This is a genomic window from Nocardia sp. NPDC050412 (genome assembly GCF_044458825.1).
Lineage (GTDB): Bacteria > Actinomycetota > Actinomycetes > Mycobacteriales > Mycobacteriaceae > Nocardia.
On the sequence record NZ_JBITIJ010000019.1, the window covers coordinates 37,918 to 61,097 of the forward strand.

General features: G+C 65.4%; 19 protein-coding genes. 6 read left to right on the top strand and 13 right to left on the bottom strand.

Annotation, left to right across the window (positions count from 1 at the left end):
* Positions 1-89 precede the first annotated feature (89 nt).
* The gene (locus tag ACIBI6_RS35725) at positions 90-1,217 is read left to right on the top strand and encodes an NAD(P)-binding domain-containing protein (RefSeq protein WP_396959364.1); all 1,128 of its coding nucleotides are present in this window, start codon (positions 90-92) and stop codon (positions 1,215-1,217) included.
* On the opposite strand, the gene ACIBI6_RS35730 is transcribed toward ACIBI6_RS35725, so the two are convergent.
* The 6 genes from ACIBI6_RS35730 to ACIBI6_RS35755 form a co-directional block, all read right to left on the bottom strand.
* The gene (locus tag ACIBI6_RS35730) at positions 1,214-2,068 is read right to left on the bottom strand and encodes an aldo/keto reductase (RefSeq protein WP_364347174.1); all 855 of its coding nucleotides are present in this window, start codon (positions 2,066-2,068) and stop codon (positions 1,214-1,216) included. The genes ACIBI6_RS35725 and ACIBI6_RS35730 overlap by 4 nt on opposite strands.
* 91 nt (positions 2,069-2,159) lie before the next feature.
* Positions 2,160-3,674 (bottom strand): carboxyl transferase domain-containing protein, encoded by a 1,515-nt coding sequence (locus ACIBI6_RS35735; protein WP_364347172.1) that lies wholly within the window; start codon positions 3,672-3,674, stop codon positions 2,160-2,162.
* Between the two features lie 50 nt (positions 3,675-3,724).
* Entirely contained in the window at positions 3,725-4,327 is a 603-nt protein-coding gene (locus ACIBI6_RS35740) for an ATP/GTP-binding protein (RefSeq protein WP_174414979.1), read from the bottom strand.
* Positions 4,308-4,682 (bottom strand): DUF742 domain-containing protein, encoded by a 375-nt coding sequence (locus ACIBI6_RS35745; protein WP_040686485.1) that lies wholly within the window; start codon positions 4,680-4,682, stop codon positions 4,308-4,310. Before ACIBI6_RS35745 ends, ACIBI6_RS35740 begins: the two co-directional genes overlap by 20 nt.
* A 7-nt stretch (positions 4,683-4,689) precedes the next feature.
* A complete protein-coding gene (locus ACIBI6_RS35750; RefSeq protein WP_011207200.1) occupies positions 4,690-5,103 on the bottom strand; it encodes a roadblock/LC7 domain-containing protein in 414 nt (137 codons plus the stop codon).
* A complete protein-coding gene (locus ACIBI6_RS35755; protein ID WP_364347169.1) occupies positions 5,100-9,272 on the bottom strand; it encodes an ATP-binding protein in 4,173 nt (1,390 codons plus the stop codon). Before ACIBI6_RS35755 ends, ACIBI6_RS35750 begins: the two co-directional genes overlap by 4 nt.
* 319 nt (positions 9,273-9,591) lie before the next feature.
* Between ACIBI6_RS35755 and ACIBI6_RS35760 the strand changes: the two genes are divergently transcribed.
* The 4 genes from ACIBI6_RS35760 (at position 9,592) to ACIBI6_RS35775 (ending at position 14,354) form a co-directional block, all read left to right on the top strand.
* Complete coding sequence (locus ACIBI6_RS35760; protein WP_364347167.1) at positions 9,592-11,679, top strand: AMP-binding protein; 2,088 nt, start codon at positions 9,592-9,594, stop codon at positions 11,677-11,679.
* A gap of 146 nt (positions 11,680-11,825) precedes the next feature.
* Positions 11,826-12,212 carry a hemophore-related protein gene (locus ACIBI6_RS35765; RefSeq protein WP_364347165.1) on the top strand — a complete coding sequence of 129 codons (387 nt, stop codon included), beginning with the start codon at positions 11,826-11,828 and terminating at the stop codon, positions 12,210-12,212.
* Positions 12,213-12,259: 47 nt separating this feature from the next.
* Entirely contained in the window at positions 12,260-12,976 is a 717-nt protein-coding gene (locus ACIBI6_RS35770; protein ID WP_364347163.1) for a response regulator transcription factor, read from the top strand.
* A gap of 7 nt (positions 12,977-12,983) precedes the next feature.
* The gene (locus tag ACIBI6_RS35775) at positions 12,984-14,354 is read left to right on the top strand and encodes a HAMP domain-containing sensor histidine kinase (RefSeq protein WP_364347161.1); all 1,371 of its coding nucleotides are present in this window, start codon (positions 12,984-12,986) and stop codon (positions 14,352-14,354) included.
* An 83-nt stretch (positions 14,355-14,437) separates the two neighbouring features.
* On the opposite strand, the gene ACIBI6_RS35780 is transcribed toward ACIBI6_RS35775, so the two are convergent.
* The 6 genes from ACIBI6_RS35780 to ACIBI6_RS35805 all read right to left on the bottom strand — a co-directional run bounded on the left by ACIBI6_RS35780 (position 14,438) and on the right by ACIBI6_RS35805 (position 21,246).
* The gene (locus tag ACIBI6_RS35780) at positions 14,438-14,716 is read right to left on the bottom strand and encodes a type II toxin-antitoxin system VapC family toxin (RefSeq protein WP_364347159.1); all 279 of its coding nucleotides are present in this window, start codon (positions 14,714-14,716) and stop codon (positions 14,438-14,440) included.
* A gap of 147 nt (positions 14,717-14,863) precedes the next feature.
* Positions 14,864-15,142: a hypothetical protein gene (locus ACIBI6_RS35785; protein ID WP_364347157.1), complete on the bottom strand. Its 279-nt coding sequence runs from the start codon at positions 15,140-15,142 to the stop codon at positions 14,864-14,866.
* Positions 15,143-15,213: 71 nt separating this feature from the next.
* On the bottom strand, positions 15,214-16,386 hold the full coding sequence (locus tag ACIBI6_RS35790; RefSeq protein WP_396959370.1) for a hypothetical protein: 1,173 nt from the start codon (positions 16,384-16,386) through the stop codon (positions 15,214-15,216).
* A 152-nt stretch (positions 16,387-16,538) separates the two neighbouring features.
* Complete coding sequence (locus tag ACIBI6_RS35795; RefSeq protein WP_396959372.1) at positions 16,539-18,374, bottom strand: ATP-binding cassette domain-containing protein; 1,836 nt, start codon at positions 18,372-18,374, stop codon at positions 16,539-16,541.
* An 81-nt stretch (positions 18,375-18,455) separates the two neighbouring features.
* Positions 18,456-19,685 (bottom strand): 3-oxoacyl-[acyl-carrier-protein] synthase III C-terminal domain-containing protein, encoded by a 1,230-nt coding sequence (locus ACIBI6_RS35800; protein WP_364347370.1) that lies wholly within the window; start codon positions 19,683-19,685, stop codon positions 18,456-18,458.
* Positions 19,686-19,773: 88 nt separating this feature from the next.
* Entirely contained in the window at positions 19,774-21,246 is a 1,473-nt protein-coding gene (locus ACIBI6_RS35805; RefSeq protein ID WP_396959374.1) for a cytochrome b5 domain-containing protein, read from the bottom strand.
* A gap of 431 nt (positions 21,247-21,677) precedes the next feature.
* On the opposite strand from ACIBI6_RS35805, the gene ACIBI6_RS35810 reads away from it, so the two are divergent.
* Entirely contained in the window at positions 21,678-22,508 is an 831-nt protein-coding gene (locus ACIBI6_RS35810) for an LppX_LprAFG lipoprotein (protein WP_364347149.1), read from the top strand.
* A gap of 291 nt (positions 22,509-22,799) precedes the next feature.
* Here the strand turns inward: ACIBI6_RS35810 and ACIBI6_RS35815 are convergent, their stop codons facing one another.
* Entirely contained in the window at positions 22,800-23,162 is a 363-nt protein-coding gene (locus ACIBI6_RS35815; RefSeq protein WP_364347147.1) for an FKBP-type peptidyl-prolyl cis-trans isomerase, read from the bottom strand.
* Between the last annotated feature and the right edge of the window lie 18 nt (positions 23,163-23,180).

The following is a 23,180-nucleotide window of genomic DNA, read 5'->3' on the forward strand; positions in this document are numbered from 1 at the left end:
CATCCTCCCCAACTGACCGGTTCGACTGGTTACATCAACTCTGCCACAGGTGGTCGAACATACCGACCAAGCCGATACGATCTCGGTTTGTGCCGACAGACTTCTCCATCCTGGTGATCGGTGCTGGTCAGGCCGGGCTGTCGGCCGGTTACCACCTGCAGCGCCTCGGCCTGCGCCCGGAACGGGATTTCCTGATCGTCGATCACGCACCGGGACCCGGTGGGGCCTGGCAGTTCCGGTGGACATCGCTCACCCTCACCACCGTCAACCGGGTACACGACCTCCCGGGCATGCCGTTCGCCGAGACACTGCCACCCGATTCCGACGCCGTGCCAGCGGCCACCGCGGTGCCGCGCTATTACGAGTTGTACGAGAAGCGATTCGATCTGCGGGTGCGCAGACCGGTCTCGGTGACCGTTGTCTGCGACCGCGATTCCGACGGAACCCCCTGTGCCACAGGGGCGGACCTCACGGCGGGGCGAGGCACGATACTGAATGTCGAGACCGATACCGCGGGCACGATCCGGGTGCGCGGCCTGATCAATGGCACCGGCACCTGGGAGCGTCCCTTCATTCCGCACTATCCGGGCGCGGAGACCTTCGCCGGACGCCAATTGCACACACACGACTACCGCATAGCCGATGAGTTCGTGGACAAACATGTCGTGGTGGTCGGCGGCGGAGTGTCGGCGGTTCAGTTGCTCGATGAGATCTCCCAGGTCACCACCACGACCTGGGTGACTCGACGCGAACCGGTATTCCGAGACACATCATTCGCCGACGAGGACGGCCGGGCCGCCGTCGCCATCGTGGAGGACCGTGTGCGCCGCGGCCTACCGCCGGGTTCTGTGGTTTCGGTCACCGGTTTGCGGCTCGACGATCGATTGCGCGCCGCTCAGGCTCGCGGCGCGCTGCAGCGGCATCCGATGTTCGCGAGCATCGAACCGGATGGGGTGCGCTGGGCCGACGGCTGGTTCCAGCACGCCGACGTGATCCTCTGGGCAACCGGATTCCGCAGTGCCCTGGACCATTTGGCCCCGCTACGCCTGCGCGGCCCAGGCGGCGGCATCACCATGACCGGTCGGCTCGCCACCCAGGTCGCCGTCGATCCGCGCATCCACCTGATCGGCTACGGACCATCCGCCAGCACCATCGGCGCGAACCGAGCCGGGCGCGCCGCCGCCCAGGAACTGACGGCCTATCTCGGCCTTCGTTAGGCGAGCCCTGCGGTGAAAGTGGTCGGATCGGGGCCTATGCGGGCGCCCTTGTCGAGTGCGTTGATGGCGTTCATCTGGTCGCCGGTGAGTTCGAAACCGAAGACGTCGAAGTTGCCGGCAATGCGCGACGGAGTGACCGACTTCGGTATGACGACAATGCCCTGCTGAAGATGCCAGCGGATAATCACCTGGGCCGGAGTGCGGTCGACCTCATCGGCGATGGCGACGATGGTGTGATCGTCGAGCAGCGTGCCCTGCCCCAGCGGACTCCACGCCTCGGTGGCAATGGCATTCGCATCATGGAATGCGCGTAGCTCGCGCTGCGCCAGCCGTGGATGCAGTTCGACCTGGTTGACGGCCGGGATCTCGCCGGTCTCACCGATGATCCGCTCCAGATCGGCGACGGTGAAATTCGACACACCGATCGAACGCACCCGGCCCTGCGCCTTCAGTGTCTGGAAGGCCTTGAAGGTCTCGACGAAACGATCGGCCTGCGCCACCGGCCAGTGGATGAGAAAGAGATCGAGATAGTCCAGGCCGAGCCGAGCCATACTGGCGTCGAAGGCGCGCAGCGTGGCGTCGTACCCCTGATCGGAATTCCACAGCTTGGTGGTGACGTAGACCTCGTCACGCGGCAGGCCGGATTCGCGGATGGCACGGCCGGTGCCCTCCTCATTGCCGTAGATAGCGGCGGTATCGATGCTGCGATAGCCCGCCTCCAGCGCGGCGGTGACGACCGGCTGGACGTCCTGCGGCGGTACTTGGAACACCCCGAAGCCGAGCTGCGGGATCACGTGCCCGTCGTTCAGCACGATCGAGGGAATGGCGCTGGTCTCGCTTCTGAAGGTCACATTCCGACCGTAGAAGTGCCGCGCCGCGTCGTCAACGAGGACCCCTGGTGTGTTGACCACCGGTTTTCCGAACGGGACTCGTTCGCGCTGGTTACCGGAGGTTGTCAGGCTGGCCGAGGCGGCGATAGCGGGTGCGGCGGGAGGCACGAATTTCCTCGTGCGGGCGGGCGCGCAGCGCGGTGAGCTCTTCGGCGATGGCGGCGACCATGCGGCGGGCGAAGTCGACCGGTTCGTCGGCGGCGTCGGGAAATTCCGGGACGATGCGGTCGACGACACCGTCGGCGAGCAGGTCGGTGGCGCGGATGCCCTGTGCGGCGGCCAGCTGGGGGGCATGGTCGGTATCGCGGTAGACGATGGCGCTCGCCCCTTCGGGCGGCAGCGGCGCGAGCCAGCCGTGGGTGGCGGCCAGGACCCGGTCGGCGGGCAGCAGTGCCAATGCGCCGCCGCCGGTGCCCTGACCGAGCAGGACCGAGACGGTCGGGGTATCCAGGGTCACCAGATCGGCTATGCAGCGGGCGATTTCAGGGGCGAGCCCACGCTCCTCGGCTTCCTTCGACAGAGCCGCGCCAACCGTGTCGATCACCAGCACCAGCGGCAGCCGCAATTCCTGGGCCAGCGCCATACTGCGCCGGGCCTCGCGCAATGCGGCGGGGCCCATGGTCTGTTCGCCATCCTGACCCGAGCGGTCGTGGCCGAATACAATGCACGGCTGTCCACGAAAGCGGGCCAGTGCGTGCACTATTGTGCGATCGGATTCACCCTGACCGGTGCCGCTGAGCGGAACCCGTTGCTTCACATGGCGTAACAGGTCACGAATGCCGGGTCGACCTGGGCGGCGCGAGATCTGGACCGATTCCCAAGCCGGAACATCCGGGCTCGCTTTCCCGGTACCACGCACGGGCACGGCCCAAGCAGGTTCCGCCGCAACAGAATCCGGCACGCCACTGAGCACACTCAACGCACGATGCGCGATGCGGCGGAACACCGAAACCGGCAGCACACCGTCGATTACACCGTTGCGGTACAGATTCTCCGCGACCTGCACGCCCTCCGGAAAATCCCTGCCGTACAACGCTTTATAGACGCGCGGGCCGAGAAAGCCGATGAGTGCACCGGGTTCGGCGAAGGTGATGTGCCCCAGCGAACCCCAGGACGCGAAGACGCCGCCCATCGTGGGATTGCGCAGATAGACCAGATACGGATGCCCGGCCGCCTTGTGCGCCGCGACCGCACCCGCGATCTTCACCATCTGCACGAAAGCGACTGTGCCCTCCTGCATTCTGGTACCGCCGGAGGTCGGCGACGCGACCAGGGGCAGGCCGAGTTCGGTGGCGCGCTCGACCGCCGAGACGATGCGCTCGGCCGCCGCCACCCCGATCGAACCCGCCAGAAATCCGAACTCGCAGGCGATTACGGCCACGCGTCGACCACGCAGCAGACCTTCGCCGGTCAGCACCGCCTCATCTGTACCGGCCGCCAGCTCGGCCTTGTGCAGATCCGCACGGTATCGCGGGGACGCGGCCACCGTCACCGGTGGCCGGTCCCAGCTGATGTACGAGTCCGAGTCGAGCAGTTGCCCGAGCAACTCCCGCGCCGAAATCCTCACCGAGCGAGCTTAGCCACTCGATTCGGTGCCGACGCGTCAAGCGCGAACGCTCAGTAGCCCTGCATGACTTTGCGTAGGGCGTACTCGGTGAGCGAGACCAACGCCTGCTTGGCCGGCTCGCGACGGCGGGCATCGATGGACAGGATCGGCACATCCGCAGGCACCGCGAGGGCCTGCCGAATGTCCTCGATCGGATACCGCGGCGCGTCGTCGAATTCGTTGAGCGCAACCAGGAACGGTAGATTGCGCGCTTCGAAGTAGTCGACGGCCGCGAAGCTGTCCTCGAGCCTGCGGGTGTCGACCAGCACCACGGCGCCGATGGCGCCGCGGATCAGGTCGTCCCACATGAACCAGAAGCGGTACTGGCCCGGCGTCCCGAACAGGTAAAGCACCAGATCGTCGGCGAGGCTGATCCGGCCGAAGTCCATCGCCACCGTGGTGGTCGACTTCATCGGAATACCGGTCAGATTGTCGATTCCGGTACTGGCATTGGTCACCAATGCCTCGGTGCGCAGCGGAACAATCTCCGAGACGGCACCCACCAACGTGGTCTTACCGACACCGAAGCCGCCAGCGACCACGATCTTCGCCGAAGTCGGTTTACTGGTGCGGGTATCGACCTGTGCCGTCGAATCAAATACGCCGGAGTCCACTGAGAACCCTTTCGATCAGCTCGCGACGTTCATCGTCGCTGGAATCGTCTTTCAAAGTCGCCGAAACTCGCACATGCCCGGCCTCGATGAGGTCGGCCACGAGCACGCGGGCCACCCCGATGGGGATACCCAAACGCGCCGCTACTTCAGCAACGGACGGCGATTCTCTGCACAACTCCACGATGGACGTCTCGATGTTGGTCAGTTCGAACTGCCGCTCCAGGGCGACCGGATGCGATGCGACAAGTGCCTCCAACGCCAACTCGACCGCGGGCCTGGTACGGCCCGCAGTCAAGGAGTATGGGCGAACGAGACTCGGCTCGGCGCTCCCCATGCGGTGATCGTCTATGTCCATCCCACCATCAGGAACCCATCGTGACGCGTGGCGTGGCCTGCACCGTCTGGCCAACACGCTCGACCAACAGAGCCATTTCGTAGCCCACCTGGCCGATATCGCAGGAAGTATTGGTCAGCACCGCGAGATACGAGCCGTCGCCGACTGCCATGAGTAGCAGGTAGCCGTGCTCCATCTCGACTACCGACTGCAGCACGGTGCCGCCTTCGAATAGATTCGAGACGCCTACCGAGAGGCTGGCCAGTCCGGCGGTGACAGCCGAGAGCTGTTCGGCACGGTCCACCGGCAGCTGCGCGCTCGCCGCCATGAGTAGGCCGTCAGCCGAGACCAGGACGGCATGAGCTACGCCAGGAACCTCGTTGGCGAAGTTCGAAACCAGCCAATCCAGCTGACGATTCGTACCACCTAGATCGGGGTTCATCGGTCTCCTTTATCTCCGGTTAGGTTCATTGCCTTCATTGCGCGGCCATCCCGGACGCCCTGCTGGTGACGACTCAAGCTGGACCTGATCGTTTCTGGATCGCGACGTGGCGTGCGATCGGCGTTGCCGGTGACACCGCCGGGGACCAGCCTCCCGCCCGGATTGCGTTGGGGCAACCCGGCGGCCGTCTTTGTTTCGGCCTGGGCCTCGCTGGCGCGGCGAGCCGCCTGCCAGCCTTCGTCGCCCGGTGATTCGAAGGAGGCCGCCACCTGGGACCGGTCCGAGTTCGGATCCGAGAGCCACGCCGACATCATTTCGGCGAAGATCGGTGTCCCGCCCATGACCGAATCGGAGTCGACCGCGGGCTGCAACCTGGTCTGGAAGAACGATGCCGCCTTCTCCGGATCGGGCTTGAAGCTGTGCCGTCCCGGATCGCGCGGTGTGGTCGTCGCCCCGCCCTCGGAAACCGCGGGGGTCTCGCCGCTGGCCGCGGGCTGGGCCGCACCGCGATCGCGTCGCGGCAGACCGACACCCGGCGGAACTTCCTTGCGCGGCAGTACCGTCGCTCCCGGATCGCGCTGGGGCAGACCGGTCGGACCCGTCTCCCGCTGCGGGAGACTATCGCGGGACGGCAGCAGACCATCACGCTGGGGTAGCCCGCTCGCCGTATGCGCACCCGACTGACGCTGCGGCAGGCCGTTCGGGGTCTCACGCTGCGGCAAACCGTTCCCGGGCGACTGACGCTGCGGCAGGCCGTTGGCACCGGACTCACGCTGCGGTAGACCACCCAGAGCATCACGCTGCGGCAAACCACCGGTGCTCTCCCGCTGCGGCAGACCACCCGTGCTCTCACGCTGCGGCAAACCACCCAGAGCATCACGCTGCGGCAGACCACCGGAAGCGGAATCCCGCTGCGGCAAACCCGAACCGGTGTCCCGCGGCGGGATACCGGTCAGACCGGACTCCCGCTGCGGCAGGCCATTCGATGCCGACTCGCGTTGCGGCCGACCGCCGGCGCTCTCCCGCTGCGGCAAGCCACCAGTGCTTTCGCGTTGCGGCAAACCGCCAGAGCTCTCACGCTGCGGCAAACTGCTCAACGGATCACGCAACGGATCGCGCTTCGGCAGACCACCAGTGCCCTCACGCTGCGGCAACCCACCAGAGCTTTCGCGTTGCGGCAGACCACCAGAGCTCTCATGCTGCGGCAGACCACCCGTGGTATCCCGCTGCGGCAAACTGCTCAACGGATCACGCAACGGATCGCGCTTCGGCAGACCACCAGTGCCCTCACGCTGCGGCAGACCACCCGTGGTATCCCGCTGCGGCAAACCGCCTGTGCTCTCACGCTGCGGCAGACCCCCGGGGGCTTCCCGCTGCGGCAGGCCACCCAGAGCATCACGCTGTGGCAGACCACTGGCGCTCTCACGCTGCGGCAAACCATTCGACGTTTCCCGCTGCGGCAAGCCACTCGCGGGCGACTGGCGCTGCGGCAGACCGGTCGCACCCGGCTCTCGCTGCGGCAATCCGCCGGCGGCCGAATCCCGCTGCGGGAGTCCGCCGGCAGCCGAATCCCGCTGCGGCAGACCGCTCGAACCAGCCTCACGCTGCGGCAACCCACCCGAGGCAGCACGCTGCGGCAGGCTCGAACCGGTATCGCGCTGCGGCACACCACCGGCACCCGGTTCGCGCTGCGGCAGACCATTCAGCCCCGAAGCACGCTGCGGCGCCCCACTAGTACCCGGCTGACGCTGCGGCAGTCCGCCACTGGGCTGACCGCCCTCGGGCTGCGGCACACCATTCGTGCCCGGCTGACGCTGCGGCAGCCCACCGGAGTTCAGATTCCGCGGTGGCAGACCACCACCGGAAACCGTCGGCTCGGCGCCCGGCCGGTTCGGCGGCGGACCGCCCGGCGTGACACTGCGCCTTGGCAGATTCGCCGCGGCGAGCTTGCCACGCTGCGGAGCGCTCGGCGCCTGTCCGCCCGATGGGCGCAGGGCCGGATTCGATGGTGCCTGGTCCTGACGCAGCCCCGAGGCTCCCGAGGACATGGTGGAGCCGGGCGAACGCTGCGGCAGCCCGCCCGCCGTCGGAATCGGACCACTGCTCGCGGCCGGTGCCGGACTGCTGATCGGAATCGGCCCGCTCACACCGGGATCGACGGTGACAACGACATTGCCACCCGGCGTCCTGGTGATCGCGCGCGTCTGCATCGACGCCGCGGCGGACGGTCGCTGCGGACTGGCCGCGGCGACCTGCGGTGTCGCCTGCGGCATCGCGGTGGTCTGGCCTTGGCCGAGCACGATCAGACTCATCGGAACGTGCACGGTGACCGTGACGCCGGGATCCCGCGCGGTGTCGAAGGTCGGGCGCAGACGCACGGTGAGTCCGTGTCGCTCGGCCAATCGGCCGACCACGAAAAGACCCATGTGCCGCGCGGTATCCGGCCCCGGCTCGGCGGTCTGCTCGAGCCGCCGGTTGATATCGGCCATTTCACTGGGCGGCATACCGATGCCGCGGTCCGCGACCTCGATGAGCATGCCCTGGTCGTGTCCCTGCGCGAAGGTGAACTTCACGTCGGTCTCCGGCGGCGACGCGCGTAGCGCGTTGTCCAATAGCTCGGCGAACAGGTGCGCCATATCCGAGGCGGCGGGCTCGACCAGCGAACCACGCGGTGTCGCACCGAGCTTCACGCGCTCGTAGTCCTCGACCTCGGAGATCGCCGCACGCAGCACGTCCGCGATCTCGACCGGCGCGGACTTGCTGCGCCGCTGCCGGGTACCGGCGAGGATCAGCAAGTTGTCACCGTTACGGCGCATACGAGCCGCGAGATGGTCCAGCCGGAACAGGTTTTCCAGCAGGCGCGGATCCTTCTCGTCGTACTCCATCGCCTCGATCAAACTGAGCTGATGGTCGACGAGCGACTTGGAGCGCCGGGCCAGGGTTTCGAACATGTCGTTGACCTGAGCACGCATCTGCGCCTGGTCACTGGCCAAACGCAGCGCCTGGCCGTGGATATCGTCGACGGCGCGGGCCAGCTGACCGATTTCCTCGTGGCTGCGGATCGGCATCGGCTCCAGCGGCACATCCTCAGGGGACGCGCCGTTACGCAGCTGGGCGACCTCGTGCGGCAGATCGCTCTCGGCCACGCGCAGCGCGGCCAGACGCAGCCGGTGCAGCGGCACGATCATCGAGCGCGCGACGAATACCGCGAGCAACAGCGCGGCGAGAATGGTCGCGATGACGACCGCGGTGTAGGTCCACGCCCCGGTATTGGCGTTGGACACCAGCGAGCTCATCGCCGAGTCGATGTCCTTGGTGGACTTGTTGACCACGCGCTCGTAGACGTCCAGGCTGCCGGTGAGCGAGTTCTTCAGATCACCGACCGGGATCTTGCCGGACTGCGCCTCCGGGCTGGTCAGCAGCGAGATCCGGTTATCGATACCGGCCCGCAGATCGGCGATCGAGGTGTCGCCGTCGGAAAAGCGGTGGGCGAGCACGTTGAGCATCGCCCGCTCGGTATTGGCCGCGGTGATCGCGTTCTGCACGCCCGCCGCCGAACCGCGCAGCACCTCGGGGAATGCGGCAACCTCACCGACCAGTGCGGCACGGGTGTTCAGCGAGTCGACCAGCCGCAGCTTCGACTGTTCGATGGCCTGGTCGCTGACCTGGCCGACCGTCGTCTCGACGATGTGCACACTGTCGTTGCGGACCTGGTCGATCAGCCCGATGACTTCGGCCGGTGTCTGCGTCGTGACGTTCTTGCCCTGGGCACGAACGGCCTTGGCCTGGGTGATCATGCTGTCCAGCGACGCGCGCGCACCGGCGACACCGTCGAGCTTGCCGCCCGACTGTTCGGCATCGGCGATGACCTTGTCGAGGTCGGCCAGGTTCTTGTCCGACACGATCGACACGTTCGGCATGATCGAAATCATCTGCGAAGCGGCGGTCGTCGCCGTCTGCGCGCTCAGCGCGGTGACGGCAGGGATCGTCTCGATGTTCTTCGCGGCAGCGTCCAGTCGGTTCGCGTCGGCGAACTCGGTGGTAATCCTGGACACGCCGAGGCCAACCGCGACTGCCAGCGGAACGGCCAGGACCGCCGTAACCTTCCAGCGCAGGTCCCAGTTGCCGAGCGCCCAGCGTTTGCTGCCGGACCTTGCGGCGTCACGCATCTCCCACTCACTTTCCAAACTGGCCCCAACCACGTGCCATCAGCGAACCTAGACAATCGCATGCTGGCTCGACAGGCAGAGCTGGCCGAGGAACTGCGGCTGGCCGAGAAATTGCGTCTACGACGGCCCAAATAAGTGACATCAGATTCTAACGGATCAATAACAGCTTGGGTGACGTTGAGTGTAGCTACGGGCTTTGACCTGCCGGTAATCGGCAAAACCAAAGGTCGCGGCACCCACCCGGGCGTCGCGTGAAGTCTGCCACAATCGTGCTGATCTATCGAGGCGGGCATCGAAGCGAGGCTAGGGAGTCACAAGTTTGGGTACAGCATCGCGCAGTGATTCCGCGGGGGGCGGTGGTCGGGCGACGGGCGGGCGTGAGAACCGCGCCTACCGGCCGGTCTATCAGACCAGCTTGGTCGATCCCGCTGAGTTCTGGGCCGAGGCGGCCGAGACGATCGATTGGGTGACCCCGCCGACCCACATCGTCGACACCACGACTCGCTCGATGGCCAGGTGGTTTCCGGACGCTCGCCTCAATACCTCCTTCAACGCCCTCGACCGGCATGTGCACGGCGACACTTCGGAGGAGGCGGGCCGAGCCGATCAGCCCGCCCTAATATACGACTCCGCTATGACCGGCGCCAGAGGTGTTTTCACCTACGCCGAACTACTCGCGAAGGTTGCCGAGTTCGCCGGTGCGATGGTGCGTTTGGGGGTCGACACGGGTGACCGAGTGGTCATCTACCTGCCGATGATCCCGGAGGCGGTGATCGCGATGCTGGCCTGCGCCCGCATCGGCGCGGTGCATTCGGTGGTCTTCGGCGGCTTCGCCGCACCCGAACTCGCCGCCCGCATCGACGATGCCGAACCTGTGTTGATAATCACTGCCTCGGGCGGCTTGGAGCCGGGCCGGACGATCGACTACCCGCCGATCGTGTTGCAGGCCCTGGACCTCGCCGAGACGAGCGCGCCGCGTCACGTGATCGTCAAGCAGCGGCCGGAATTTCCGACTATCCACTTCTCCACGCCGCAGCCCGCCACCGAATCACTACCGAGTTCCACACAAACCGTCGCAGTGCAATGGCTGGATTGGGAAGACGCCGTCCGCGATGCCCAACCCGCCGATCCGGTTCCGGTCGCCGCGACTGATCCGCTCTACATCCTCTACACCTCCGGCACCACTGGAAAGCCCAAGGGCGTGGTTCGCGACAACGGCGGACATGCGGTCGCTCTGGCCTGGTCCATGCGCAATATCTACAACGTCGGGCCGGGCCAGGTGATGTGGGCCGCCTCGGATGTCGGCTGGGTCGTCGGGCATTCGTACATCGTCTACGCGCCGCTGCTCGTCGGCGCGACAACCCTGCTCTACGAAGGCAAACCGGTCGGGACGCCGGATGCGGGCGCGTTCTGGCGCGTGGTCGCCGAACACAACGTGCGTGTGCTGTTCACCGCGCCGACCGCGCTGCGCGCCATCCGCAAGGCTGATCCGGATGCCGCACTCGCCCACCGCTACGACCTGTCCTCGCTGCGCGCACTGTTCTGCGCCGGTGAGCGCCTGGATCCGGCCACCTACGAATGGGCCAGCGAAACGCTGCTGGCCGATCGGCCCGACTGCCCGGTGGTCGACCACTGGTGGCAGACCGAGACCGGCTGGCCGATCTGCGCGAATCTGCTCGGCCTGCAAGAACTTCCGATCAAGGCGGGTTCGGCGTCGGTGCCGGTGCCCGGCTACCGGCTGCGGGTCCTCGATGCCGAGGGCAATCCGGTCGCACCGGGCACCGAGGGCAATATCGTCATCGGCCTGCCACTACCGCCGGGCACGCTAACCGGGCTATGGCGCGACGAAGATCGTTTCCAACGCTCCTACATGTCGGCGTTTCCCGGCCACTACCTCACGGGTGACTCCGGATATTTCGATGACGACGGGTACCTCTACGTGCTCGGCCGCAGCGACGATGTGATCAATATGGCCGGGCACCGGTTGTCGGCGGGCAGCATCGAGGCCGCGATCGCCGGACACGAAGCCGTGGCCGAATGCGCGGTGATCGGCCTTCCCGACGAACTCAAGGGCCAACGGCCGATCGCTTATGTAGTGCTCAAGTCCGGCGTCGAGATCGATCCGGAACGCCTGCGCGACGAACTGATCGCCCGGGTGCGCGAGCAGATCGGCGCGATCGCCACACTGCACGACGCCGTCGTCGTCACCGCACTGCCCAAAACCAGATCGGGCAAGATCCTGCGCAAGACGATCCGGCAGATCACCGCGGGCGATACCTACGACGTACCGTCCACCATCGAAGATCCCTCGGTGCTCGCCGCGCTGGAGGTACAGATCCGGGCCAGCCGACCGCAGGGGCCCGGTCCGGAAGTCGTTGCGCCCAACGGCGATCCGATCGTGCCCTGATACTTTGCGATCGCATTTCGTTTCACCCCTTAGGGAATCCTCAGGGATAGTTCACACATGTGCCAGTGCGGGGCAATAGCGTCTAGGGCGCTGTATCCACAGCACCCCTCGAAGCAACACCCCTCGAAATTCTGGAGGCACGCACCATGAAGCTCTACCGCAGTCGCCCGGCCGTCGCCGCTCTCGCCGCGGGTGGCATGGCCAGTGTGGCCGTGTTGCTCTCCCCGGCCATCGCGGCCGCGGATCCGATGACACTGGCCGGGCCGCTGCTGAACTCCGACTGCTCCTTCGCCCAGGTCGACGCGGCGCTGCACGCCAAGGCCCCGCAGCTGGCGGCCATGCTCGACGCGAACCCGACCCAGAAGGCCGAACTGCAGCGCAAGTTCGACCAGCCGGTCGAACAGCGTCGCGCGGAACTCCAGGCCACCATCAACGAGAACCCGGGCGCAGCGCAGGACGCCGAAAACGACCCACGTTCCGCCAGCCTGGCCGAGACCATCCGCACCGTGGCCGAAACCTGCCACAGCTACTGACGGCACACCCGGCTTGCTGACCGACTCGAGCGATACGTGCCTGCACAATGAGTGATGTGACCGAGCGGAGCGCGAAGCCGACCGTCCTTGTCGTCGACGATGACGAGGACGTGCTCGCATCGGTCGAGCGCGGGCTGCGCCTGTCCGGCTTCCAGGTGCGGGTCGCTCGCGACGGCGCCGAGGCACTGCGCAGCGTGACCGAGCAGGCGCCCGACGCAGTGGTACTCGATATGAATATGCCGGTGCTCGACGGCGCGGGCGTGGTGACGGCACTTCGGGCCTTGGGCAATGAAGTCCCGATCTGTGTGCTCAGCGCCCGCGCCTCCGTCGACGACCGAATCTCCGGGTTGGAGTCCGGCGCCGACGACTATCTGACCAAGCCGTTCGTGCTCGCCGAGTTGGTGGCGCGGATCAAGGCGCTGCTGCGCCGCCGCTCGGACGTTCCGGCCCCCGCCACACCGGGCGCGATCGCGGTCGGTCCGCTCGAGGTCGACGTCGCCGGATACCGCGCATTGCTCAACGGCCGCGAAATCGAGCTCACCAAGCGCGAATTCGAGCTGCTGTCCACCCTGGCCCACAATGCGGGCGTGGTGCTGAGCCGGGAGCGGTTACTGGAATTGGTGTGGGGCTATGACTTCGCCGCCGACACCAATGTGGTCGATGTCTTCGTCGGATACCTGCGGCGCAAGCTGGAGGTCGAAGGCACGCCACGGCTGCTGCACACGGTCCGCGGCGTCGGATTCGTGCTGCGAGCGCCCAAGTGAGTTGGCAATGACGTCGCAGCTCCCCGGGAAACGACGGCGGCGCACGTTCTCCCTGCGCACCCGGGTGGCAGGTGCGGCCGCGGTCGGCGCAATCATCATCGTCACGATCATCGGCGTGATCTCATCCCGGGCCATCGAGCGCAATAACCTGGCCCAGACCGACCAGCAATTGACCATCGCGTCGCGATTGGTGCTCATCGACTCGGTCTTGGCCGTCGGCGTGCTCGGACTGGTCGGTCCGAACTACGACATGGCGGTGACGGTCCGCGACAACAACACGATCGTGGCCAGCACACCCATTCGCCTGCCCGAACAGCCGATCGGATCGCATACCGTAACCGTGAACGGCACCCCGTTCCGTGTACTCACCACCACCGCGAACCAACCTGCGGGACGCGTTGTTTCCCTTGGTATTCCGTCCACAGCGGCGGCACGCACAACCGCCGAGCAACAGCGCTGGGTGCTCGCGGGAGCCGGACTGGCGATCGCCACCGCCGCCGGACTCGGCTGGCTGCTCGCAGGCCGCGCAGTGCGCCCGATCGTCGATCTCACCCGACAGGTCGGCACACGCAGCGGCTACCGCGATCCGGACAATCCACAGCCACCGGTCGACGGTTCCGGAGTCCGAGAGGCGGAAAAACTCGCCGAAGCAGTGAACACCCTGCTGCAACGGGTTGATCAAGCACAGACCGAAACCGCCGCCGCACTGGAGACCGCACGCGATTTCGCGGCCGTCTCAGCCCACGAACTGCGCACCCCGCTCACCGCCATGCGCACCGACCTCGAGGTGCTGCGCACCCTGGACCTGGACGAGCCCCAACGCGCCGAAATCCTCGCTGACCTGCAACGCAGCCAGGGCCGCGTCGAAACCACCTTGGCCGCACTGGAACGTCTCGCCTCGGGCGACCTCACGCACGAGCGCGATCACGTCGACACCGACGTCGGCGACCTCTGCGATCAGGCCGCCCACGACGCCATGCGCCACTTTCCGGGCGTCACCGTCCGCATCGATACCGACGCCGAATTGATCACCCGCGGCCTGCCCGCCGGGCTGCGCCTAGCGGTCGACAACGCTTTGACCAACTCCGTCAAACACGGCCGCGCCACCGAAGCCGTCGTCTCGGCCCGTCGAATCCCCAACGGTCACATACTGATAACCGTCGACGACAACGGCCGAGGAATCCCCGTCGAAGAACGCACCGACGTCTTCGAACGCTTCTTCCGCGGCAGCCAAGCCAGCAAAGGCGGCTCCGGACTAGGCCTCGCCCTGGTCGCCCAACAGGCCCAATTACACGGCGGCCGAGCCTATTTCGACGACAGTCCGCTCGGCGGTGTGCGCTTGGTACTGGACCTTCCGGAACGCCGAACCACCACCTGACCCGAAAGAGCGCTTGCGGCTTGCGGTTCCACGCTCTTCGGCCAGGGGCAGCAGTTGCCTCTCAACGGCCGCGGAGCCGTCGGTCAGCCGGTCGCACCGTCGGGACGGGTAACCGCAATGATCGTTACAAGTTCCTCCAGACCGGTGAAGTCCTTCGGATTCGTCGTATACAGCGGCAAACTGTTGCGTGCGGCTGTGGCGGCGATCATCAGGTCGGCCGTGCGCCGTCGCGGTTGCCGGCCTATCGCGTAGACCGCGGCGCAGATCAAGCCGAAAGTTCGGGCGGTTTCGCTGTCGTAGGGCAACGCCTCGCCGAATGTCGCTTCCACGTGTCGCAGTACCGCGATCCGACGCGCACGCATGACCGGATCATCGGTTGCATACGGCCCTCGCGACAACTCTCCCAGCGTGACTGCCGTGATTGCGGACTCGATCGGCAAATCGGCCGGATCGAAAAAGGGAGAGAGTCGCGATTATGCCAGCGTCGAGTACGCCCCTCGCATTGCGGCTCACAGACCCTTTTTTTCGAGCGGATCGTCGGACAGTTCGTCGCCGACCACAGCATCCAAGTCGCGTCGGAGTTCGTCGTAGTCGAGTATCGGAGCCTTCGCGAACATCTCCTGGGCCTGACTGGTGGGCACGAAGCGTCGGCGCCTGATGGGCGTTACTTCGGCCAACGGCTCGCCGTTGATGGTGAGCATATATCGACTTCCCTCCCGCAGACCACGGGTAACACTGCCGGACTCATTGACGAACTGGCGCACACTGACCTCGGTCCGAGGCGGCATCTCGGGAGCAGGCGTACCCACACCGTACCGCGCTGTGCCCCACCCAGGTGGCCGGATGTGCGCGGGCTCTATCAGTTGCGAACCACCTCGACCGGGTCGGTCAACGCAAGCGCCAGTGCGGACTGCTGGGTGCTGCTGCGCTGAGGCAGCGCTGCGATGGCCTTATCGGTTTGGGTGCTGAGGTTGGTCACGATCTGTTGTAGTTGGGTGACGCCACCGGTCAGTTGGCTTATGGCGCTGACCAATTGAGCACCGCCCTGGTCGGCCAGTTGCGGTAGCCCCTCGGCGAGTTTCGCACCTTCGGCTAATTGCGCACTGGCACCGGTCAATCGGTCCACAACCGTGCGCAGGAGCGTGCCGAGATCGGTGTTCGGATCGACCGCAGCACCAACCAGACCGCCGAGATCGGTCAGCTGCGAACCGGCCTGGCTCGAAACATTATGCAATCCTTCGAGTTTCGCGATGATATCGGCGACCTGGGGATCGCCTGCGAAGGGAAGCGCGCGCATCAGCGGCAGGATCTGGTCCAGACCGCCGTTTACCGTATTCGCAGTCTGCTGCACCTGTCCGATCGTGACGCCGGTCGAATCCAATGCCGAGGCAAGTTGATTCGCCTGTGCGGCGGCACCCGAGACGGTCGAGTTCAGCAATGCGATCGCCGAAGTCAGTTGTGCCGAACCTTCTTTGGCGTAGGCCAGGAAGCCGAGTAGCTGATCCGCACCCGAGCTGAACTGGTCGGCGCCCGCGGCCGCGGCACTCACCCCGGCGTTCAGCAGTTGAGTGGTGAGCTGCACCGAGGTCATCTGGGTGCGCGCCTGCGCGACCGCGGCCAAAGCGGCGTCGACACCGGCCGCGCCGACTCGGTGCGTCACCGTATTCACCGCGCCGTTCACCACATCCGCGTCCGCGCCCTTATGCGTATCCACCGTGACCTTGGCCCGCTTCGGCTGCGCACTCGCCAGCGTGCCCATGGATTGGGTCAGATCGGCGGGCAGGGTGATCACCGCAGCGTAGTCATCCGCGTCGAGCTCACCCGGCTTGCCTACGGTCCACTCGTAACCGCCGCCGTCCTGCTGCAGCCCTTGCGCGATGCGCGCACCAGTAGGCCCGGTATCGGCGTTCACCAGCGCGAGACCGCTGGGTGAGCCGGATGATCTCGAGCAAGCGGTAACGGCGCTCCCGAGCGCCCCGGCAATGACAACGACAACGGCGAGCAGTGCGCACCGGGTGCGTATTCCAGTCACAACTCCGCCGCGCTAGCGCTCGGCTCCGCCGTGACCGGCAGCGCTGTGTCTTTGGTTCCTTCGCTACGCTTAGTCACACCTGCCGACCCTAGAGCTCAGAATTGGCATCGTCGCTTACCGAAGTCTGAGAGTTCGGTAAGGACCGCAGATGATCAGGCGAGCTCGGCGCCGGTGGGTTCCTCGGTCCGCTTCGCCTCGACCACCCTGCCGAAATCGAGTTTGACCAACTGGTCTGCGTGGTGGAAGTAGCGATCGTCGTGGGTGATCACGATGACGGTCTTCCCGCGCTGTTTGAGTTCGGTGAGGATTTCTTGATAGAAGACATCACGGAACTTGGGCTCCTGGTCGGCGGCCCACTCGTCGAAGACATAGATCTGCCGGTCCTCGAGCAGGGCGGTCAACAGCGCGAGCCGTTTGCGTTGGCCCTGCGACAGATCGATGGTGGACAATCGCCCGTCCTGCACCGTCACCTTGTGCGCGATCTGCAACTCCTCGAGATAACGGCGCACCTCACCATCGAGTCCGGGCCGATCGAACCCCAGGTATTCCTCGAACAGGTGGAAGTCGGTGAAGATCGCCGAGGAGTTCTGCCGGAACCACTCGATATTCTCGTGGTCGATCGGCTCACCATTGAGCGACAGCGTGCCCGTCTGTGGCACGTACAGTCCCGTGATCAGCTTGGCCAGCGTGGATTTGCCGCTGCCGTTACCGCCGACGATGAAGGTGATCTGGCCGGGTTCGAAGACCAGATCGAGCGGACCGAGCCGGAACCCGGCCTCGCCATTGCTCGCCTCCGGTGGCGGGCCGAGCGGCATCGGCCGATTGTCGTGTCCGCTGTGGTCGACGAACCGATGCCCGTTGACATCCGGCAGCGGCCCGCCGGGACGTGGACCCCGGCCGGGCGGATGCGCGCCACCTCTCGGCCCACGAGGCCCAGGCCCGCCCGGCCCCGGCGGGAACGGCGGTGGTGGCTCCATCCGGTAGCCGTAGGTGACATTCGTCAGCTCCAGCCGCGCCGCATCGACGGTGGGACGGTCCGTGAACGGCAACCGCTGCTCATCGTGCATGGTCTCCATCGACAGATTCATCGCGCGTATCTTCGCCAGCGCCACATCACCGCGCAGCAGATCCGGGATGCGGTGCATGAAGTTCTGCATCGGCATCGCCAGGAATGTCGTCACCAGGACATACCCGACCATCACATCACGCGACAGATCCAAGGGGGCGACCAGCACGAACAGGATCAGCGCCATGGTGCCGAGCTGCAGCGCCTGCCCGAAGCCCTGTGCCACTGAGAATTTGGAGCCGGCATCGACATTCTGTGCACGCAGCGTCGCGGCCGAACCGAGCAGATGCCGCTGCATGAAATCGCGGCGGCGCCCCCGATGCAGCTTCAACTCTTTGATGCCCAGCGTCACGGCCTGGTACGACCGCAACAGCGCGTCCTCGTTCTCCCGCGCCTCGCGGTAGATATTGCGCACCCGCCTGAGAATCAGCTCGACACAAGCGATTCCGAGCAGCGTGCCCGCGACGGTCACCGCGAACAGCGGACCCGACACCGCCAGCAGGAAGACGAAGCAGCCCACGATGGTGGCCACGTCGATGCAGATGCTCGGAATGGCGGTCACCGCCTGCGAGAGCGAACGCACATCCTCGGTCAGCGTCGCCATCAGGCGGTGCATGCCGAGCCGTTCCAGATGCTCTAGCGGAGCCGAGACAATCCCGGAACTCAGATCCGCGCGCAGCCGGTAGATCGCCTCTTGGGCAAGGCGAATCAGCAGCACCTGCGACACCACGCCACTGACCAGAATGACCAGGCCCGTGAGGGCGAAGCTCTGGATATTGATGTGCGGATGCGGTTCCGGCGACACCACACCCCTGATGAGGGTCACCAAATAGGTGTTGGCTGCACCGCAGATGAGACCCGCGGCGATGACGGCCGCGATCCGCATCCAGGAGATCGAGATGAGGAATCGGATGAGTTGCATGGTTGCTGCGCTCCTCAACGGGCAATTTGGCTCAACAGGCGATTTGGCTCAACGGGCGATTTTGGCTGAGAACGGTGCTTACTATCGGCGAATGATGTCGAAGATCATGCCTTCGAGGGTGACCCCCGGGGCGAAGGAGAACGCCACACCGGTCGAGATCGGCTTCGCCGTCTCCTGCTGAACCAGCCCGCCCGTCGCCCGACCACTCCCCAAACAGTCGCCGAGCGACACTGCTTTTTCGAGCACGAAAATCAACGACACGCTCAGCATATTGCCGAACCTGGCCAGCACGTCCCAGCTCAGCGCCGCCCGCTCCGGCGCGATACCGAGCGAATGCACGGACTCCTCGATGATCTTCGGACCCCCCGGGTGGATGGCCCACAGATCGACATCGGATTTCTGCAATCCATTGCGGCCCAAGACCTCGGTGACCACGGGATCGACCCCGGCGTAGATGTACTGGGGCAGATTCTCCGACAGCTCGCAGGTGATGCCGTTGTGATTGACACCGAGCACGATGCCGTCCTCGGCACCGTCGAAGAGCTGGCTGAAGCTGTCCCGGATCACCACTTTGCCCGGCGCCAGCGGCTGCTGGACCTGACTGGCGCCGATGACCACCGCACCGCAGCCGTCACCGAACAGGCTGTGGATGATCACATCGTTGACGTTGTCGTCGAAGACGGCGTTAACCGAGCTCAGCTCGATGCAAACGACCATCGCCTTCTTATCCGGATGCGCCCGAACATAATCCACGGCGGTTCGAATGCCGTTCATCGCGGCCGCACAGCCCATGAAGTTCACCACGACCCGTCCGACCGACGGCGACAGCCCCAGCTGCTTGACCACCGCGACGTCCACGCCCGGTGCGATGAAACCGGTGCTGGTCACGAAGACCAGCAAGCCGATCTCCGCCGCCGCGTCCTCGATACCGGCGAGGGCACGCCCCGCGACATCGACGGCCAGCGGAACCGCGTGGCGGTAGAACAGATTCATCCGGTCCCGGATCGTGCCGCGTTCCCTGCCGAACTGCAGGAATTCGGGATCGAGCGGATCGACCACCAGGCGGCGGCTGTCGATCTTCGTCTTCTGGTAGATCCGCGAAATCCGCGCCCGCTGTTGCGGATCGGTGAACAGCTCGGCCACCCGATCGGCGGCGTCGGCTTGGTCGACGAGCTGACTCGGCGCACCGGTCGCGATGCTCTCGATCACCCCGACCGTGGTCGGCGGCGCGGGCGGCAGCCCGTACTGCACGAGGCCGTGGCCGCGCTCGTCCCCCTGACGAGCCGCCGACGTTCCCTCATCGATAGTGATTGACACGAAATTCTCCCCGTTCTTGTGAAAAATGGTGATCGGCGCCGCGCCAACCCAGCGGTTCGATCGGTCGATCTCCGGAATCGATTCAGACCGTGCCGATTCCGGTGAATCCCTGCACTGTGTAGACGGCACAGGTTTTCAGCGCCCCCGGCGAGCAATGCTCGCGGACGAAGCCCCAATTCCGTTCCTCGGCTTCGCGTGAGGGCGACAGCAGGTAGGTGCGGCAGAGTTTCGGGAACCGATCGGTGAAGAAGCTTTTCGCCGGCAGCCACTCGACGCCGAATTTCGCAGACTCCTCGCGTAATACGTCCTCGGTGGCGATATTCGCGAAACCACTACGCTGGAACGGCAGGACGTGATGGACGCGGTGCGAACTCAAGCCGGCCGCGAGAAAGCAGTCGATATAACGATTTCCGATCACCTTCAGGTCGTAGGCCTGCTCCACCTGATTGACGGCCCAGTCCTCGGTATCGGAGGCGGGAAGTTCCTCGGCCTCGACTTCGAAATCATGGCTAGCGACAACCAGGAAGGTACTGATCCACAATGTCACCACGAATTGCAGTGCCCAGGCCCAGAAGTCGCCCGCCAGGGTGAAGGCCACCAACTCGCCGAGCAATAGCCCGCGCACACCGAACGAACCGATGAAGTGCGGCAGCGCACCACCCCAGGTGCCGTACATGTCTTTGATGCCGACTTTGCGGGTGAGGCGGCAGACATCGAGGAGCCGAATGGTCATGCCGGTCACCGTGTGCCCGAATTTGTGCAGGGTGTGAATCGGCACCCGATACAACCGGGGCACCCGCATCATCATGGTGAAGACGTTCTTCTTGATATCGACTTCACTCTGGGTATGCGGATGGTGCAGCAGCGCGTGTCCGTCCGCGGTGACGAAAGCCAGTGCGACGTAATTGAAATCGAAGGTATTCGTATAGATCTTGTTCAGACCCTTTTGCGCGCGATGGATCGCGTAGTGGCCGAATCCGGCCAGTGAGCTGCGCAGCAGCACCATCAGGATGACGAAGACGGGCAGCGGCATCCAGCTGCGCTCGAACAGGCGCAAACCCTGCACCGCGAAGTACGCGACGGCCAGTACGGCGACCACGAGGTTGAAGATCGTATCCATGCGCTGCAGTCGCGCGGCCAACTCCGGCTCTTTCAGCCGAGCCTTGACCTGGTGCAGCAGATCGTCTTTATTGTCGAATCGGTACTTCGGAGTGTCCTGCCAGCTGTCGAAACCCTCTTTGAACAGAAAGTCGGGTGCGTTGGCCTTCGGATGAATGTCCTCAGGTAATGCGTTGCGCCCCAACGCATACCGTTCGAGCATTCGCCCGATTCGCTCGGGATCACGGTGATAGGAGCCGATGATGGAAGTGATATCGCGATTTTTTGTTCGCCCGATGAAGAACTCGCCGCCGGGATGTTTGGAGATCCATTCGCTCAGATCGTAGGCTTTTCCGTTGTAAACCCACACATTCGACAGTTGCGGGCCACCGCCAGGAGGCGGGCCGGGCGGTCTATGGAAGTCCCGCTCCTCCGCTTCTGGCTGGCTGTTCGTCATCGCATTCCTCCGTGTCTGATCCGCGGTTCGGTGGCCGTTGTCGGCCCCGTGGTTATGGCGTGTATCGCGGACAGGCGCGGGGACGCTTCATCCGGCGAACCGGATGTCCCCCCCGAAGTCACCACACCGTCTGAGCCTTCGTGACAGCATCGTGCTTGCAGCGCCTTACATCTCACTAAACAATCCCTTAACCCGGTAACTTTCGCGTCGGATTCCCCCCGATCTGTGCGAGAAGACCGAACCAAGGGTAACGTCGGCACCCGCAGCATGCGCGGCTCGCCTGGACTTCGCTTTGCGAACCGGGTCGAGTTAGCCTGCGCGACAGGCTAATCTGGCGGGCGAAATGCTGCACTACACCGGGCGGCAGCACCAGCTGTCCCCGTCAAACCATCCGGTCGTACCCGACCTCGCACTCTTCTGGGGGCAGAACATTGAGTGATCTGACAGCGCGAGCACACACCTCGCACCGAATCCGACTTCGCCGACCGGGACTCGTGCCCGCCGTGGTCGCGGCGTCGATGTTCGCTGCACTGGTGACAGGCTGCGACTCCAGCTCCGACTCGAAGACCACCTCTTCCGCGCCGCCTTCGGGGCAACTGCCCGAGGCCGCGCAGATCGTGCAGGAGTCCGCGCGGACCACCCAGACCTTGCAGGCCGTGCACCTGAATCTGAAGGTGGACAACCTCACCAACCTCCCGGTGGAGAGCGTCTCGGCCGATGTGACCAACCAGCCGCAGGGCGCCGGACAGGCGATCGGCGAGGCGAAGGTCCGGACCAAGCCCGAGGCCGACTTCATCCAGGCCAAGTTCCTGGTCGTCGACAAGGAAATGTACGCACAGACCGGTGGCTCCTCCGCCTACGCCAAAATCGGTCCGGCGGAACAGATCTACGACCCGGGCGTAATCCTGGACAAGGACAAGGGTCTGGCCAACCTCATCGCCCAGGTGAAGAACCCGAAGGTGGAGGGCCGGGAGAAGGTCGACGGCACCGACACCGTGAAGTTGACCGGAACCATCGACTCCACGGTCATCGATCCCATCGTCCCGAAGTCCGGTGACCCGGCGGGCACGTTCCCGATCACCCTGTGGATCGCGGATGTCGCCCCGCCGTCGGGTTCGGCTTCGGCCCTGCCGTCGAACGCCGCCTCCCCCGGCAACGGCCCGAACCTGGTTCAGGCTGTCGTCAAGCGGGATCCGGGCACCATCAAGGTGACCCTGTCGGCATGGGGTAAGCCGGTCAAGGTCACCGCACCGCCGAAGTAAGGCACACATACCGCAAACCGGTCCGGGATGCATGACGGTGGCAGCAGCCGTCATCCGCACTCCCGGACCGGTTTTCGCGTCTCAGGCATCGCGCCGTGCACACGTCCCGCAAAGCGACACCAGCACTGAATGCCCACTGCCGCGCACGAATTGCGCCGCCACGCACCGATTGTCCCCACGAAATCGTGCGTGGCGCGCTAAATCGTGCGCGGCGCGAATACGGCATTAGGAGATGACCGCGGCCCGTGCTTCCAACGGGATGGAAGCACGGGCCGCGGTGGAGGATTCAGGTCAGTTGACGACGTTGAGCAGGTCGATCACGAAGACCAGGGTCTTGCCGGAGAGTTTGTGGCCGGAACCGACGGGGCCGTAGGCGAGCTGCGGCGGGATGGTGAGTTGCCGGCGTCCGCCGACTTTCATGCCGGGGATGCCATCCTGCCAGCCCTGGATCAGGCCGCGCAGCGGGAAGCTGATGGATTCACCGCGGTTCCAGGAGGAGTCGAATTCCTCACCGGAGTCGAATTCCACGCCGACATAGTGCACCTCGACGGTGCCGCCGGGCACTGCCTCGGCGCCCTCGCCCTCGACGATGTCCTTGATAACCAGCTCGGTGGGAGCTGGGCCCGCCTGGAATTCGATCTCCGGCTTGGTCATTCGGCTATCCCCTCTGAT